This is a genomic window from Njordella calcicola (assembly GCF_056494125.1).
In genome coordinates this window covers 5,021,284-5,037,253 of sequence record NZ_CM151396.1, presented here as the reverse complement: position 1 = coordinate 5,037,253, position 15,970 = coordinate 5,021,284, and the positions used below count along the sequence as shown (strand labels likewise).

Sequence of the window (15,970 nt, the reverse complement as noted above, 5' to 3'; positions counted from 1 at the left end):
TGGAATAGCGTGCTAGGCTTATGCCGCTAGGGCCAAGAGTCTTTCGAATCGGTCGCGTATTTTTGATGGATCGGCGGCAGATTGGAGATCTCTCAAAAATACTTCGCGCAGCATTTTCCGGGCTATTCCTCGCCGGCGGTCATTGTGCGAAGGACGGCGAGTTGGATTGTCCCATGGACGATCGCTTCGGTCCACCAGTTGTTCACTCGTGTGATCCCAACACTCCAATTCAACCAGTGTATACAACCATCCGCACAGGTTCCAGCAGCCAATGCTCGACCACACGTTACGAACTTGTTGCTCACCTGCACCCCAGATTTCTTTGACGTCATGAAAATGCTCTTCGATCGCCCACCGATCCGACGCTGTCTTCAGAATCATCTCGACGCTCATCAAAGCGTCAGTGCTAACGTACGCCGCCCAATTACCCCTGGTGTATTCCAGCAGTACCACTCGAACTGTCCCACCCACAACTTGGCTTGTCGCCAAAAATGTCTTGTAGCGACGCTCGACCATAACGCCGCGACAACAGTAGCTAATCGTTTTCCAACCTCGACGATTAGTCGCTCGCTTTTTGAGGCTGATACGGTTCTTGCCGTATTTGCGAGGCCGACCACGCTGTCCGGTTTTGTTCACGGGAAGCTCAAACAGCTTGGCGTCACTACGCAGCCTCGTCACTATGATCGCCCCTTCGGCAATCAGCGGTCGGATCAACACCATCGCTGCATACGCTCCGTCGAACACGACGATGAACCCAGCCTTGCTTCCCAGGGCTCTAAGGGTCCGCATCACTTTTCGGCAGAGCTCCAAGGCGAGTTCGTGTTTAGTGCGAAATTCCCATTCATATCGCTGTTTCAGCTTGGTGATGTCAACTTCGCGAACGTACAACATCGACAATATGGGCAGCGCGATTATGCCAAACAGCGGACGGCTTATCAGCATCGCCAAGCAGACCCAGTTGTGTCCGTAGAGCCAGTCTCCATCACCCGGGCCAGGAGTCGGATTGTGGTGAATGTTGGCCGCCTCCACGCATGGCCCAAATCGTCTGGTTGGCGAATCGTCGATGGCCATCGTCCAGTAACCTTTTTCACCAGGATCAAACTTTCTGAGGATTACCCCAAGAACCGCAAACGCCAACGCAGCGGCGTTCTTGCCGACGGATTGAAGCAGTTCATAAAAGCGATCCCAATCGTCTTTGACACCCGCACATCGAAACCAACTGGCGGCCGTCCGGCGACCTCCGGCCAGCAAAGCTCCGGCAACAACAATCGGCAGCCGGAACGCGATTCGCTTGTCCAGCAAGCTGCTCATGGCGGTAGTGAGTGTGGCTATACCGCCCAGCAGTGGCACGCTGGCAGCTTCAGTGGATTGACGATTCGGATTGGCCGTAACCAACCTCTGCCGTTTGTCGTGTTGAGACGACGTGGATTTCGCAGCATGTTGAGCTTGTGGAGGTCTGCCGGAGTGTTTACGCTTAGCCATCCTTGGCCCTTTGTGGATGATTGGTTTGGTGTGGTAACCTCCAATTTCCCGAAGGGCCTTTTTCGTGGCAAGATCAATCCTCGACTTGATTGATGAGATTCCCTAAAGTGCAGATCCAGGTGCCACTTACTTCAAGCCAGTCCAAGAGCCTAGTCATTGATCACGCTCAGCTTTCCATGTTGCTCAGTGGCATCGATGTCTCCAACATCAAGCGTCGAAAACGATTCTCGGTGCAGGCTCATGTTAGCAACAATACTACCTCGTCATCAGGCTTGTAAAATCTCTTTATCAAGTTACTCTTTTTTGAAGATATTGCGGAACCACTTTAGGGCTTCATGCGTTCAATAAGTATGCAAGACGCGACCTCGAATAATCATCCATCTGACAAGCCTCTCTCGGCAATCGAATTGCTGCAGAAAGAGAACGAGCAACTCAAGGCCAAGCTCCAATGGTTCGAGACAGAGTACCGCAAGTTGGCAGCGATGCTTGCCAACATGCACAAGAAAAAAGAGAAGCATATTTCGCCCGGTGCGACTCCTTGGCTCCCCTTCGATTCGCAAGAAGAACTTGAGCAAGCTCGGCAAGAAGCGGAGGCCGAAGCACAAAAGGTTCTGGATGACGCTCAATCCAAAAGCACGCCCAAAGCCAAGAAGAAACGCAATGAATCGCTCCCGTCGCACCTTCCTGAAGTGAAGGAACTTCGCGATGTTCCAGAGCAAGATCGCATCTGTCCAGAGCATGGTCCCATGGCGATGATCGGTGTCGATAGGACCGAAACCTTGGTTTATGAACCAGCCAAGCTTTATAAGCGAGTGATCGAGAACCCCAAGTATGGCTGCCCATGTTGCAAAGAGCATGGAATCGTTTCTGCCGAGCGACCAACCGGATTGGTTGAGGGTAACAAATACGATTCGAGTATCGGTGCGGTGGTGGTCGCTCAGAAGCTTGACTTGCATCTTCCGCTGTATCGTCAGACGGATGTCTTTGCCAGCAGTGGTTGGACGCCCAGTCGTTCGACATTGCAGAATCTGATGGTGCAAGTGGACTTTGCGTTGCTTGGGTTCTTCATGTTCATGGCCAGGCGTGTGCAGAAGGACTCCGCAGTCGGACTGGATGAAAGCAGTTGTCGAATGCTGATGCCAGAGGAGGAGCCGAAGGTTAAACCCGGTGACCTGAAGACGCAGCGGTTGATCGAGAAGATGCGTGAAGCGAAAGGCAAGGGTGAAGATAGCTTGATAGGGAAGATGTGGGCTTATCGGGGTCTAGATCAAGCGCCCTATAACATCTTTGACTTTCGGATATCGCGTCACCGGGATGGCCCGGATGAATTCTTTCGAGAGAGTCGCTGTATTATTCAAGGTGATTGTTTCTCAGGAAATGAAGCCGTGGTGCTTGATAACCGCGATCGCTTGCAGTTCGCGGCTTGTTGGGCGCATGCGCGTCGTAAGGTTTACGAGGTGTCCAAGGAGAATCCGTATCGGCAAAAGCTGTTGGATATGCTGCAGGGGCTTTACGATGTGAACGCGCGCGAGCAGGGGATGAATGCGGAATCACGAGTGGAGCATCGTCAGCGTTATGCGGTACCGTTGTTGGAGGCGATGAAGAAGTACATTGATAGTTTGGATGAAGGGCAATTGTTTCCCAAGTCGGACATGGCAGGAGCGTTGGGATATATCCGTAACCACTGGGATGCTCTGACGATCTACACGGCGCATGGCCAGATTCCGATCGACAACAATCGCGTAGAGCAGTTGATGCGTCAGGTGGCATTGGGACGGAAGAACTGGTTGTTTGTTGGCAACGTGGAATCTGGCGAGCGGGTGGCTAGGTTGATGAGCATTGTGAGCAGTGCCAAACGTCACCACTTGGATGTCTGGCAGTACTTGAAGGACATTTTGGATCGCGTACTAGCAGGCGAGACTCAATACGAGAAACTTTTGCCGGACGTATGGAAGCAGGAGCATCCCGAAGCGATTCGCGAGTACCGGGCAGAGGAAAGCCGCTATAAATCAGACCGCAAGCAGATAACACGAGCCCGCAGAATCATCTCCGCCAAACTCAAACGCCAGCAAACCCAGGGCCAATCCAACTAACCCCAACAACTGGTTGTGGTGGACGCTTACGGAACTCAGATGCTAGGAATACACCGCAAGAGTTGGGAGTGTCGCCAGAGTTGGGAGTGTCGCCAGAGTTGCCTTCAAAATAGTTGTTCATTCATCCTCTCGCGGTTCTCTTTTCTCTCGCGGTGAAAAAAAGGCGAATGATCTGGCAGTACTTGGAGGATATTTTGCATCGCGTACTAGCAGGCGAGACTCAATACGAAAAGCTTTTGCCGGAAGCAGGAGCATCCCGAAGCAATTCGCCAGTACCGGGCAGAGGAAAGCCGCTATAAATCGGACCGCAAGCAGATAACGCGAGCCCGCAGGATCATCTCCGCCAAACTCAATGAGGGGACTCGACCTTCTTAAACGCTCAAAATCTACCGCTTCCCTATCAGGGCAAATCAGTTTTTGAATTTCGGTAAATTAGCAGTTGAGCGATAGCTCACCTTTTTCGAGAGAACCGACGCAATCGCGTTTCGGCTAATGCGCAATGTGAATATCTGACTTGCCCTGGCTTTCCTATGGCGAATATTGACATCTAACGGGCGATGTGGCATGATTAGGTTAGAAAACAACTTTCCTGCGGAGGTTCCACATGTCATCCTCACTTAACTTATCCCTCACCGACGAACTTCGGGAGTTTGTCGATCAGAACTCTGGGGACGGCACGATGTATGCAACTCCCAGTGAATTCGTCCGAGATATCTTAAGGCAAAAGAAGCTTCAACTTGAATCGCAAAAGTTGAGAGAAGGGGTGCTTGAAGGGTTTCAAGACCTTGTAGATGGTCGACTGACTGAGTTCAAAGGGTCAGTAGCCGACATCTTGAAGAAGGCGCGTTCGTGACTCCGAAGAAAAAGCCTTTGCCCCCATGTGCGATCTACCTAACTGATCGTGCACTTTCAGACCTCTTGGAAGTCGAAGCTTTTTCGATTGCGAATTGGGGTAAGAATGTGGCTGCAAAGTACATGCTAAAGTTCGAGAAGTCATTTCGACTGCTTGAATCAAATCCTGATCTAGCGAGAGCGATTCCAGAACTTGGCACCGACCTGCTTTTGTTTCGCGTTGAAAAGCACCTACTAGTCTGCGTACAAATTAAGAGCGGGCTTGCAATTCTGACGGTAGCCCATGCAAGTCGCGATCTTGAGAATATGCTCAACGAACTAAGCCCAAATCTTAAGTTTGAAGTGAAAGCATTGGTCAAAAAGATTGAATCTCGGTAGTAACTTTCATCAATTCTGATAGACCATCGATTACAGAAGTCTTTGGTCCCCTGCCAATTTTCATGTGTCCGAGACACCTTTACAAAGTGACTTTGTTGTCTTGCCTCAACACGGCCTAGCCCCAGTCTTCGAGTCTCTCTCTTGGCGATTCGATTTTGTTGCACAACCGTTTGGTCACGCAACATCTTTCCGGACCCAGAGTTCGTCAGGCGATTTAAGAATGCATTCGCAAACTTGACGACAAAGCAGCGATTGCCAATTCCGGCCAATACGTCTACCGACGTTGGTGGAAAGCCCCCCATGTTCAGCCAGCCGACCCCAGTACGAAATCGGAATGCCGCTACAAATTCTAAATCTAGAGGTAAGCGCAGCGTAGGCTGCTGCGTCAAAACCCATGTTCCCCATGATTTCGCAGCTCGATTTCTCCATCATGCCGGGTTGAAGAATGGAGCGACACCATGCCTACTAAGTCAATGAAAGCCACCAACCGAATTCGAAACGAAGCGGGTTCGCCGCCGCGAACGTGGAAAGTTTGGTCGGTCAGTAAGTTCGATCGACAAAAAATCCTGAAATTAGCCGTAAGAATGGGAAGTTATGGAAAAACAAGGAAGGACTTGTGATGGATGACGACGAGCTGTACTCGCTCATCAAAGGAGAAGGTGCTGCGCGAGATCAGGCGATTTCGCAGCTTCGCTCCCTATTGCTTCGCGGATTGAGCAAATCGCTTAACAATCGCTATGGGAAACCATTCAACGCGGAAGATATCGTTCAGGAAGCCTTGATGAAGGTGCTGAATTCGATCGACAAGTACGAGGGGCGTAGCAAGTTCACAACTTGGGCCATGACTGTCGCAACGAGGATTGGTATCAGTGCCCTTCGTCGCAAGTACTATCAAGACGTCTCAATGGAGCCATTCAATTCTATCGATGGCTATTCGATGGATGTTGCAGTTACTGATGAGCCAACTTTATCGAACTCAGAGTCGCGGGCTAAGATCTTCAGCATCCTGCAAAATTTAATCGATACAGAACTGACGGATAGGCAACGATTGGCAACGCGAGCATTCCTGTCCAACTTTGCAACCGATGAAATCGCTCAGCAACTGCAGATGAACCGCAACGCTGTGTACAAGTTGATCCATGATGCAAGGCAAAAACTAAAAGAGGGTTTCGCGCGTGCTGGTTTAACGAGCGAAGAGATCTTTGGCGAACTTTCCGAGGGAAGCAAATAATGTTATTAAGTTATCAGCAAATCACCAATTTAATCATACTGGCAGTCACAACCAAAGAAGATTCTTTGGACTGCGATGGTTGCCTAGAACTGATGGACCAGTTTGCTCAAGCGGAACTCGATGGCACCACCATGCCCAAAGCTTTGGAATGTGTTCGAGTCCACCTGGAGCAATGCAAATGCTGCAAAGACGAGTATGAAGCGTTGATGACCGCTTTACGTGAAGTCCAGTAGTGTTTACGCGGCCACCGAACCGAGTGGAACTTCGATTTAGTAAGTTATTTGGCCGGTTACTCAGATTCCCATTTAGAAACTAGGAAATTGTGATGCAGACGTTCAGAAATATGATTCTAGCCGTACTATTGCTAGTACCTTTCATGCTGACCACTTTTGTTCTTGGCGATGAATCGCCGCAAAAGCCTTTTATTCCGCAGACACTCCTCAAGCTAATTCATGCCCCAGAAGTTCAGAAGGAACTTGGTCTCCAGATAGACGAGGAGCGTTTGCTAGAAATCTTACGCGTGATCGACGGAATATGGTGGCGAAGCCGCAACTTGCCAGAAGAAAAGCAGCGAGAGGTTGTAGAAGGACTTGAAAAGCAATTGCTCAGCGAACTCAAAAGTATCATAGGGGAAGACAAGGTGAAACGCTTGCGTGAGATTGAACTGCAATCGCAAGGAACACGTTCTCTGCTTCGCCCGGGAATCGCCCAAGCTATTGGGCTGAACAACAAGCAGAATCAAGAGCTTCGAAAAATATTCTTAGATACCGACAGCGTCGCTCGCAAGCTGGTCGAGACAGTCAAGGATCGTGCTGGTGTTGAGCAAGAGTTAATTTCGGCCCGCGAAAACGAGCAGAAAAAGCTGAACGAACTGCTCACCGCAACTCAGCGCGCTTCGCTAAATAAGTTGATCGGCAAACCCTTTGATACCACAAGCCTCAACAGAATCTTCCCATTGGCACCTGAACTTATTGACTCGGGCGAATGGACAGGCGGGAAACCAACAACGCTTGCTGATCATCAAGGCAAAGTAGTCTTGATTCACTTCTACGCCTTCCAGTGCCACAACTGCGTCGCTAATTTTGATCACTACAATCGATGGCAGAAAACCTTAGCAGACCGAGGTGTAACGGTCATTGGAATTCAAACGCCCGAAACATCCGCAGAGCGCAATGCCTCTTTGGTCAAGGCTGCTGCCAAAGAAAAGGGCTTTCAGTTTCCGGTCTTGATTGACCTTCAAAATGAAAATTGGGACGCATGGGGCAATACCATGTGGCCGACTGTGTATGTCGTCGACAAGAAGGGCTACATCCGGTCTTGGTGGCAGGGGGAGCTAAACTGGCAAGGGGCAACGGGCGACAAGTCGATCGAAGCGTTGGTTGATGAACTCCTCGCGGAATCGCACTAGGCTACAGAAGACGTTCGGCAGCCGATTGACTCACTCCACTTTGCGCAATGCACTAAGGGGAACGTAGTACCGCTCGTAACGCTTGCCATCTGTGAATAACTGGCCGTTGGGTGATTCCACCAATACTGTCGCTCGACGGGTGATGCGGTTCACTCGACCAACTTTCTGCTGAGCGTCGATGCGAAATGCAACATGATCGCCTAGTCGTATATTAAAGTCTGCTTTCGCTCGCTCGTGTTGCGTTACCAGCTCATGTCGATGTTCCGTGTGACCGAACAATCGACGCGTAATGTTCTGGAACCGAGATTGAGCACAATTGCTGTCGATCCAAACGAGCATCTCGGCCAAATGGATCAACTCATGTTCCACAATCCGCTGCATCGCTGACAAACGGTCGTGGCAAGTGACTCCGCAAACTCGTACCGTGCGGCTGTTGTCGCGAAAGGTTTGGAAAAGCAGCGAAGTCGATAACGCGATCTCATAATGTGTTCGTTGAGGTCGCCCCAAGTGATCGGGGTATACTGTGCGTGTCGTCTTGCCGCCGGCGCGAGTCATCCTAGAACTCAAGCGGCAAGTCATCCCAAACTTCTTGGCCAGTTCCAAGCAATTGCGGTCAAAAAACGCCTCGTCATAGGCCTCCAGCATGCGAGCCAAATCCGACTGCGAAACGCGTTGGAAATTGCGATCGTCGATGGCTTTGGAATTGTTCAGCACATACTCGGCAATACGTTGGCAAGCGATCTGACGGCTTTGAGCGTCCATCACTCGTTGCGTCAAAATCTCATACAAGTTTCTTTGCAAAGTCTTTGTTGTATCCGTCATCCGTATAGTCTTGCGCAGTCGATGTTTTGGTTAAATCATGTAAGACCAGTCATGCGGTGTGTCGTTGGTTGCAACACGATTGGGGCAGTGTCGGCAGCGTTCATTGTTCAGCAACGCGTATGCGCGTTGCATTGCATCGATCGTTCCAGCCCAAATCTGCGCTTCCTCCGCAAATATGTTTTCAGGTCCAACCAGTTTGTCAATTCCGACGTTGGAAATGACCTTTGCCATTGGGCTGCGGACCCCCGACAACATCACGATGGTATTTCGAGCGTGCATCTTTTCGATAAACTCTTGCAGCAAATGCATACAAACAGCATCCGGATTGCGCGTACGCTTCATTCGCAGGATCACAACTCGCATATCCGTCGGGCATGTATCCAAGACCGAATCCAACAAGCGTTCAAATTCTGGAGCACAGCCAAAGAACAACTCTCCTTCGAGATTGTAGATGCGAATTAAGCTGCAGCGAGGGTCGTCATGCTGCACTTCACGGATTACCTTTTCCGCCGTAATGGTCAACTCAGTGACCGAGATTTGTGCCGCTCGTGGAACATAAAATGCAAACGACAAGAACACTCCAATCAAGATGCAGAATTCAACGGATATGAAGACTGCCGATAGAGCTGTGGCCGTCAAGATCATGGCGTCGAATCGAGTAGCCTTCAAGTAGTACTTGAGCGCTTTGACATCGGTCATGCGTGTGGCCGTCAAAATCAAAACGCCGGCTAGTGCAGCTTTTGGGATGAACTGCGCCAGCGGCGCGAGAACAAGAATCGTGGCTGCCACGCCGACTGCGCTAAAAACCCCTGACCACTGCGTCGCGGCGCCCGATGTATGATTGATGTACGAACGCGTTAATGAACCTGAACCGGGGAAGCAGCGAAAGAAACTGCCAGCGATGTTGGCTAGGCCTTCGCTCAAGCATTGTTGGTTCATATCAAGCTTTTGGCCAGTTTTTGCGGCGATCGATTTGGCCATCGCCATCGCTTCCAGCAGTCCTAAGAATGCCACCGCCGCCGCGCTGCTGGAGAGCGATCGAGCCAAATTCAAGTCCACTTCCGGCAATTGGAAGCCGGGCAAAGCTCGCGGGACGGTGTCCAACAGTTTTACGCCGGAAGTTTTGCCGGGGTCAAGCATCGCCAGCGCAAACGCAGAAATCGTGATGGCCAGCAGCAGCTCCGGCAACCCTAGCTTGAACTTCTGGTTGAGGAATCGAAAGATCAAGGCCGAAACGATGGTACTTAATGCGATCGCTAAAGTTGGCCAGTGGACGCTGCCCCCCCCGGTCATTGACATCCAAAAGCGCACTAAAAAATGATCGTGCGGATCACCCATCGAACGCAGTCCCAGCACGTTTTTCAACTGATCCAGCAGCAGTAGGATCGATGCGCCGACTGTAAAACCGACGATGACAGCGTGCGAAATGAAACGGCTTAAGTCGCCGAATCGAAAGAGAGCGATCGCTGTCTGTATGATGCCGATCAGCAACGCCATCATGATGGCGGCCGATATGCGACTTTCCTCAGGCACAATCGCCAGAGCACTTAGCATGGCGATCGAAATGGCGTTGGTAGGACCGTTGATCAACTGCTTGGATGAATCGAAAAGCGCGCCGACGGTCGTCATGACGATGGCAGTGTACAGCCCCATTTCGACAGGCATGCCGAAGATTAACGCGTAAGCCATCGCTTGCGGAACCGCCACTGCGGCCACAGTGAGCCCAGCAAAGATATCTTTGCGTAGGGATGTAAACGAATAGGTCCTCAGCGAATCCAATGCTGGGACATATCGGTAGATCAGTGGCTTGGCGGGTTCTGGCATCGTGACCTGGGGGCTAGACATTTTCGCTGCAATTTTTGGAGCGAGCGAGGCACATTGTAACGAAAACCAGATTCACCGCTCTACCTTCCCAGCGCTTTCGCGCCAGCTTGCAACGTTTCGATGATCTTTTCTACATCGTAAACGCAACCGCCCCAAGTTCCTCCGCCGACGGCCTGCAACGCAGCCCACAATCGCGTGTCGGCTGGCAAGCGTGGGTCCGCTGCGACTTTCGGATGCATGGATCGCGATGCCAAAAGGGCGGCCGCTTGCTGAGGCGATAGTTTCTGGTCTGCCGTTCCAACTAGATTCACCGTAGCTTCCAAGCGATTCGCGTCGACGATGATTTCGATTTGATCACCGTCCATCACTCGGCCAATCGGTCCGCCCGCTAACGCTTCGGGCCCCACATGCCCGATACAAGCCCCCGTTGATACTCCAGAGAAACGCGCGTCAGTGACTACCGCCACTTGCTTGCCCCACGGTAGATGCTTCAGTGCACTGGTCACTTGATACGTTTCTTCCATGCCTGATCCCATCGGACCGCGACCTATCAGCAACAAGATATCCCCTGGCTTTACCGATTGAGCTCCCTGGCCCTTGATGGCTGCGATCGCTTCGGATTCCGTGGTGAAAACACGAGCCGGGCCAGTCTTACGATAAACACCATCTGCATCCAAGACACTGGGATCAATCGCCGTACTCTTGATGACAGAACCTTCCGGCGCAATGTTGCCAAACGGAAAGCAAACAGTGCTGGTCAAGCCAACTTGTTTGGCCTTCGCTGGAGGCAGGATCACATCGTCAGGATGTACTCCGTCCATGCGTTGCAAGTGATCACGCAACGCTTGACGACGTGATGAGTTCTGCCAGGCGTCCAGAATCTCGTCCCAAGTCTTGCCAGTGATGGTCCGCGCACTGGTTCTGACTGCACCCAACTCGCGCAGATGCCACATCACTTCTGGTACGCCACCAGCCAAGAACAACCGAATCGTCGGATGGTACATCGGGCCATTGGGCAAACAATCGACGAATCGCGAAACGCTCTTGTTGATGTCAATCCAATCTTGCAAGGTTGGTCGTTTTAATCCAGCAGCAAACGCAATGGCTGGGATGTGAATCAACAAGTTCGTCGAACCGCCCACTGCGGCATGTACCGCCAACGCATTGTGGAAAGAATCTTCCGTGAGGATGTCTCCAAGCGTCAATTTCTTTTCGTAAAGGTTCCAAAGCGCTGCCGCACTTTGCTTGGCCATGTCTAACCAAACTGGCTGGCCGCTTGGAGCGAGTGCGGCATGAGGGACCGTCATGCCGAGCGCTTCAGCGATCACTTGGCTGGTCGCCGCCGTACCGAGAAATTGACAGCCTCCGCCAGGAGAACCGCAAGCTCGACAACCTGCGGCCGCAGCGTCCTCTAAACTCAACTCACCATGGCTGTAACGAGCGCCAATCGATTGCACTTTGCCAAGGTCCTCGGTATTGCGAGCCGGCAGAGTGACGCCACCGGGGACCAATACGCTGGGCAAAGTTTTCATACCAGCCAGCGCGATCATCATCGCAGGCAAGCCTTTGTCGCAAGTCGCTACGCCAATGACGCCTCGCCGTGTTGGCAAGGAACGTATCAAGCGACGAAAGACGATCGCCGCATCGTTTCGATAAGGCAACGAGTCGAACATGCCAGCGGTTCCCTGCGTACGTCCATCGCATGGGTCGCTCACAGCTCCAGCAAAAGGCACTCCCCCCGCTTCCTTGATCCATTCGGCAGCCGCTCGCACCAACAGCCCGACTTCCCAATGCCCAGTGTGATATCCCAATGCGATCGGCTGGCCATCTTCGCGTCGCAGCCCACCCTGCGTGCTTAAGATCAAAAATTGCGGACCAAGCATCTGCTGCAAGTCCCAACCCATGCCCGCATTTTGAGTTAAACCGAACAAGTCACCGCTGGACCAATTCCGCAACATGTCATCATCCAAAGGCAGCTTGCCAGCCGGACCACTGCCGGAAGTCGGCAAGAGTTGCGCGATGTCTACAGCCGCAGAAGCTGTGGCCGGCGATGCTGCCGTTGGACTGTCCGCCAGCGCGGCTTGGGTCTGTGGCAGTTCTGCATTTGCTTGTGGCCAACGAAACCAGTCGTGAAGATCCAGAGTTGTTTTTGACATAGGTGAGTTCGAGCTTAAAACGAAAAATCCTATAGGATTCCCCAATAGAATTCTAAGGGGCGAAGAGAGATTGTTACAAAGCGAGCGGCATTGATATACCGCACATTACAATTTTATACGGTGGAACATCAAACGTTGGCGTCGTCCAAGGCATCAAGCAGTGCTTCCAGCCTCGCGTCCTCTTGAGCGGCTCGCTGGGGGCTGTCACCGACGACCATCGAGTTGGCCACCGAGTTGGCCGCGACGGAAACAGGCAACGATTGAGTAACCGCAGGTGTTGAACGAGTCGGCGAAGTTGGCTGGTTTGGCGCGACAGTCGGCGTTGAAGTCGTTGAGGCTGGCGCAGGAGCCGGATGTGGTGCTTGGGAAGCCGCCGGGCCGCTTGCAAGCTGAAGTGAGACGACCTTGGTCGCGAGACTATCTTGGATGCGACGTAGTTCGACCAGCGTTTTATCGAACTGGTCCTGCGAAGTAATCTGAAAGTAGAAAATAGAACGAGCGGAATTGCCCAGCCGAATCGCCTCTTGAGCTGCGGCAAAGGGCTGAAACACCCGGCCCTCGACGCCCAGCCGCTGCAGTTGAGCGACGGTGTCAGGGAGATTTTCACGGGTCAGTAGGACAAATGGTCCAGAAATCCCTGAAATACAAAGCTCATCTGTTCCGCCCACTTCGATTTTGGCGAGAGTTCCCACCAGCGTCGCGTCCCAGCCCCGCTCAAAAAAAATGGCCGAAAGGACCGCATCATCCGATGGGCCAGACAAACTTGCAAGTTCCGATTGGGAAAGTACGATGGGCAGCCGGTTGGCCATTGTGGGGTATCTCTGGAGAAATTAAAGGATGGTCCGCGTAAAGGCTCGCTTCAGCCCTTGATAAACCTGATTGACGTGTGGTACAGTACGCGACCCGCTCGGAAGAGCGTGCATTGGGTAGTAACTAAAGTGTATCACTGGTAATAGGATTTTTTGAAGTGGGTGTGAAGAAAACCGGGAAGGGTCGTCGCAAGATCGGACGCAAGAAGCGTCGCATGCGTGCTCGAATTCGCCATCGTAAGAAATAGTTAGCGAGATAAGTTGTGGTGTCAGACGCGAGAATTGATTCTTTTCCCAGCGACCAAGCACCCCACAACTTGCAACCTGCAGGAAGCGCCTGCGGATTTGCATTCGCTTTTCAAGAACAGCCAGCTTGCTTGTGGTTCTATGCCGCGAGCTCGTCGTTGCTGGCTGATTCCTCGCGCTCAGGCTCTGCATCGCCAGGGCCTTGGCAACCATGCTCAACAAATGCTTCTGCAGCCACCTCAGGCGACCTGCCGTATCTGCAGGCCTGGAAGTCCGTTATGGTGACCGACGCTGACGGTCAACCTGCTGCGCTTATCGCAATTAAGCTCGATAACTCGCGAAGGCTGGCTGATCTTCTGCTGAGACGCGGGCATCTGCCGCAGGAACTCGCTCAGGACTGGTTAAACCAGTGGACGTCCGCCGAAAGCTCAAATCAGCTCGATCGGGCTCTCAGTCAGGCTGATGCAGACATTTCTTTGATTGCCGTCGACTCGACTGCTCGCCTGGTCGATATCGCTGCAATTGCAACCAAGGTTGCGAGCCACAGTTCGAGCACTATCGGGGAAACAAATATCGATTCGCCCGGTGGATTGGACCTAACACCGCCAATCGAAACTACCGCGCTGCTAGCACGGCTTGCCGAAGGCACCCTAGCGGCCTCGGCCAGCGATGCGAAATCGTTAATCGAAGTTTTGACTGCTGCCGGAGCCAAGCGTCGGATTGCTGCCGGACCGTTGAAAGACAGATTGCCGGAGGCTGGCAAGCTTGTTTCGGCAAGTTCAACTGCCAAACGAATCGCGAAAAAGAATTCGGATTCAACCGGCCAAGCGTGGTGGAAGAACCGAACGCTTTTAATCAGCAGTGGGAGTGTATTGGTCGGCTTGCTGGTGCTTACTCTGCTTCTCACGCCATCGACTTCAAAGAAGAACTCAACGGCAACAACGGGTCCGAAATCGGCCGCGAGCGACGCTTCAGAACAAAACGATGCACCGGAGTCCGAGGCCGGAGCGGGCCTTGTGATCGATGAACCTTCGACGTTGGACTTATCAAGCCCAACCATGTCTGGCTCGCTGGTTCCGACGACTTCTTCGACAGATCCCTTGGCGAGTATGTTGCAGAGCCTGGATGCTCCGCAAGTGCCAGCGGAAATTGAGTTGCCTGAATTAGACATGTCGGCGTTAATCGAAGCGGAAAGTGCGGAAGCGATGCAGGAATCGCTGGAATCGCAGTTGAAAGGTCAGGCCGCCAATGCGAGCTTGGGGGGCGACGGACTGCCTGGCATGGCTAACGATTCCACGTCGGCAGCGGGCTCGTTGCTGCCCTCCAGCAATGAACCGCTGTTTCGAGAAGTTGCAGACGATGTGGCAACGGATGCTCGCGATGATGCTCAGGCTGACGGAGCCGACCAAGCTGCCGGCAGCGCGACCGACCCGCAGGTTGAACAATCGCAAGTGACAAGGTCGCAAGTGACATTAGACCGAGCATTTGTGGAGCTGAAGATTCGGCCGCCAGTTGGCTTGGAACGAGCGCGGGCAGCCGCCAAGCTGCAGATCAAAGGTGTGGGCGATTTAAAAGTGGAGCCAGAAGATGGCTTGTTATTGCTAGGGAACACAAGCGGCGAGCTCACGTTGTACCGCAGCGATGAGGGGGCGTCGATCAAGATTTATGTCCGCAGTACGCCTCGCAACGTATGGAACCTGCAGTTTGCGACCCGAGTTCGCTTGAGCGCGGCTGCCGAGTTTCCGCCAGACCTGAAACTAGTGACTCGGTCGCTGGACCAAGTTGTGGGTATGCAAGTCTACTGGAATAATCAACTAGCCGTTCTGAATCAGTACCGTAGCCACCCGCGGGCCAACCGTCCCGTGATCAACGCGCTTGAGGACGTCATGAAGGGCAAGCTTGCTGAGGTGGAAGCGGCCGCGGAATTGCTCCGCGAAGCGGAAACGCTCGTGCAGATTTTTCAAAGTGCTAACGTGATAGAGGTCAGCACCGCTCCGAGCATAGAACAGCTTCCGCCCGACGCATCGTCAGCAGAAGCCGAATTGAAGTAGCCTGTCGGCTTTGGAATAGCTGGCTGAGCTCGTACATGTTTCTCAAGGGGCTGAACCCTTTTTGGAACCAAAGCCAAATTCGTATCAGGAAGCTCAGTAACTAAGCTTGTGGTTCAGCAGCCGGCGTCAAGCCAACTTCTTCTTTGACCTTTTGCTTGAAGTAGACGCTGCCGTCTTTGGTCAATTCCTTCAGCTTCTTTTCTGCTTCTTCGACCTGATCAAAATTGAACGTGGCCACTCGGCGCAGATGCTGGTTGTAAATGGCCCACACGATTTTCATGCGTGGTGGTTCCGCGGTTTTTCGCACGCGTGGCGTAGTTGATTTGGCGCGGGGAGCGCGTTTTGGTTTGGCAGGCGTTGGATCGGTTGCTGCAGGAGCCATGTATATTTGACCTCGGGTACCCGCAGCGACTCATCGCGTCTTGCTGCTGCGGACATAGGAGAAAGGGCGTTGCAAGCAATCCACTACAGCCTGCAACAATGTCTGACGTGATAGGTCTATTATAAGCAATTTAAGGTTAAGTTCCTACAGCAGCCAGCGTTTTGTGGGAAAGTAGGTTCGGCGTCGCTCTAGCGTCCTGCGACTCGCCTCAAAGTGCGTATAAAGGCGGACAGTAC

General features: G+C 52.5%; 14 protein-coding genes. 8 read left to right on the top strand and 6 right to left on the bottom strand.

What is annotated here, in order from left to right:
• Positions 1-18: 18 nt before the first annotated feature.
• On the bottom strand, positions 19-1,482 hold the full coding sequence (locus SH302x_RS19500) for an IS701 family transposase (RefSeq protein ID WP_479363345.1): 1,464 nt from the start codon (positions 1,480-1,482) through the stop codon (positions 19-21).
• A gap of 92 nt (positions 1,483-1,574) precedes the next feature.
• Between SH302x_RS19500 and SH302x_RS19495 the strand changes: the two genes are divergently transcribed.
• The 7 genes from SH302x_RS19495 (at position 1,575) to SH302x_RS19465 (ending at position 7,444) form a co-directional block, all read left to right on the top strand.
• Entirely contained in the window at positions 1,575-1,760 is a 186-nt protein-coding gene (locus tag SH302x_RS19495; protein WP_479364238.1) for a hypothetical protein, read from the top strand.
• Between the two features lie 72 nt (positions 1,761-1,832).
• Positions 1,833-3,575 carry an IS66 family transposase gene (gene tnpC / locus SH302x_RS19490; RefSeq protein WP_479363298.1) on the top strand — a complete coding sequence of 581 codons (1,743 nt, stop codon included), beginning with the start codon at positions 1,833-1,835 and terminating at the stop codon, positions 3,573-3,575.
• A 604-nt stretch (positions 3,576-4,179) separates the two neighbouring features.
• Positions 4,180-4,428 carry a ribbon-helix-helix domain-containing protein gene (locus SH302x_RS19485; protein WP_479364237.1) on the top strand — a complete coding sequence of 83 codons (249 nt, stop codon included), beginning with the start codon at positions 4,180-4,182 and terminating at the stop codon, positions 4,426-4,428.
• Positions 4,425-4,805, top strand: coding sequence for a type II toxin-antitoxin system RelE/ParE family toxin (locus tag SH302x_RS19480; RefSeq protein ID WP_479364235.1), 381 nt, complete (start codon positions 4,425-4,427; stop codon positions 4,803-4,805). The genes SH302x_RS19485 and SH302x_RS19480 overlap by 4 nt, the downstream gene beginning before the upstream one ends.
• Before the next feature lie 619 nt (positions 4,806-5,424).
• Positions 5,425-6,036 carry an RNA polymerase sigma factor gene (locus SH302x_RS19475; protein ID WP_479364234.1) on the top strand — a complete coding sequence of 204 codons (612 nt, stop codon included), beginning with the start codon at positions 5,425-5,427 and terminating at the stop codon, positions 6,034-6,036.
• A complete protein-coding gene (locus tag SH302x_RS19470; protein ID WP_479364232.1) occupies positions 6,036-6,269 on the top strand; it encodes a hypothetical protein in 234 nt (77 codons plus the stop codon). Before SH302x_RS19475 ends, SH302x_RS19470 begins: the two co-directional genes overlap by 1 nt.
• Positions 6,270-6,361: 92 nt before the next feature.
• On the top strand, positions 6,362-7,444 hold the full coding sequence (locus tag SH302x_RS19465) for a redoxin domain-containing protein (RefSeq protein ID WP_479364230.1): 1,083 nt from the start codon (positions 6,362-6,364) through the stop codon (positions 7,442-7,444).
• 30 nt (positions 7,445-7,474) lie between these two features.
• On the opposite strand, the gene SH302x_RS19460 is transcribed toward SH302x_RS19465, so the two are convergent.
• The 4 genes from SH302x_RS19460 to SH302x_RS19445 form a co-directional block, all read right to left on the bottom strand.
• Positions 7,475-8,266, bottom strand: a complete 792-nt coding sequence (locus SH302x_RS19460; protein WP_479364229.1) for a hypothetical protein — start codon at positions 8,264-8,266, stop codon at positions 7,475-7,477.
• Between the two features lie 30 nt (positions 8,267-8,296).
• Positions 8,297-10,111 (bottom strand): SulP family inorganic anion transporter, encoded by a 1,815-nt coding sequence (locus SH302x_RS19455; protein ID WP_479364227.1) that lies wholly within the window; start codon positions 10,109-10,111, stop codon positions 8,297-8,299.
• A gap of 59 nt (positions 10,112-10,170) precedes the next feature.
• Positions 10,171-12,165 carry a YjhG/YagF family D-xylonate dehydratase gene (locus tag SH302x_RS19450; RefSeq protein WP_479369289.1) on the bottom strand — a complete coding sequence of 665 codons (1,995 nt, stop codon included), beginning with the start codon at positions 12,163-12,165 and terminating at the stop codon, positions 10,171-10,173.
• A 209-nt stretch (positions 12,166-12,374) separates the two neighbouring features.
• Entirely contained in the window at positions 12,375-13,055 is a 681-nt protein-coding gene (locus SH302x_RS19445) for a hypothetical protein (RefSeq protein ID WP_479364226.1), read from the bottom strand.
• A 266-nt stretch (positions 13,056-13,321) separates the two neighbouring features.
• Between SH302x_RS19445 and SH302x_RS19440 the strand changes: the two genes are divergently transcribed.
• The gene (locus SH302x_RS19440; RefSeq protein WP_479364225.1) at positions 13,322-15,352 is read left to right on the top strand and encodes a hypothetical protein; all 2,031 of its coding nucleotides are present in this window, start codon (positions 13,322-13,324) and stop codon (positions 15,350-15,352) included.
• 100 nt (positions 15,353-15,452) lie between these two features.
• Here the strand turns inward: SH302x_RS19440 and SH302x_RS19435 are convergent, their stop codons facing one another.
• Positions 15,453-15,734 (bottom strand): hypothetical protein, encoded by a 282-nt coding sequence (locus tag SH302x_RS19435; RefSeq protein WP_479364224.1) that lies wholly within the window; start codon positions 15,732-15,734, stop codon positions 15,453-15,455.
• Positions 15,735-15,970 lie beyond the last annotated feature (236 nt).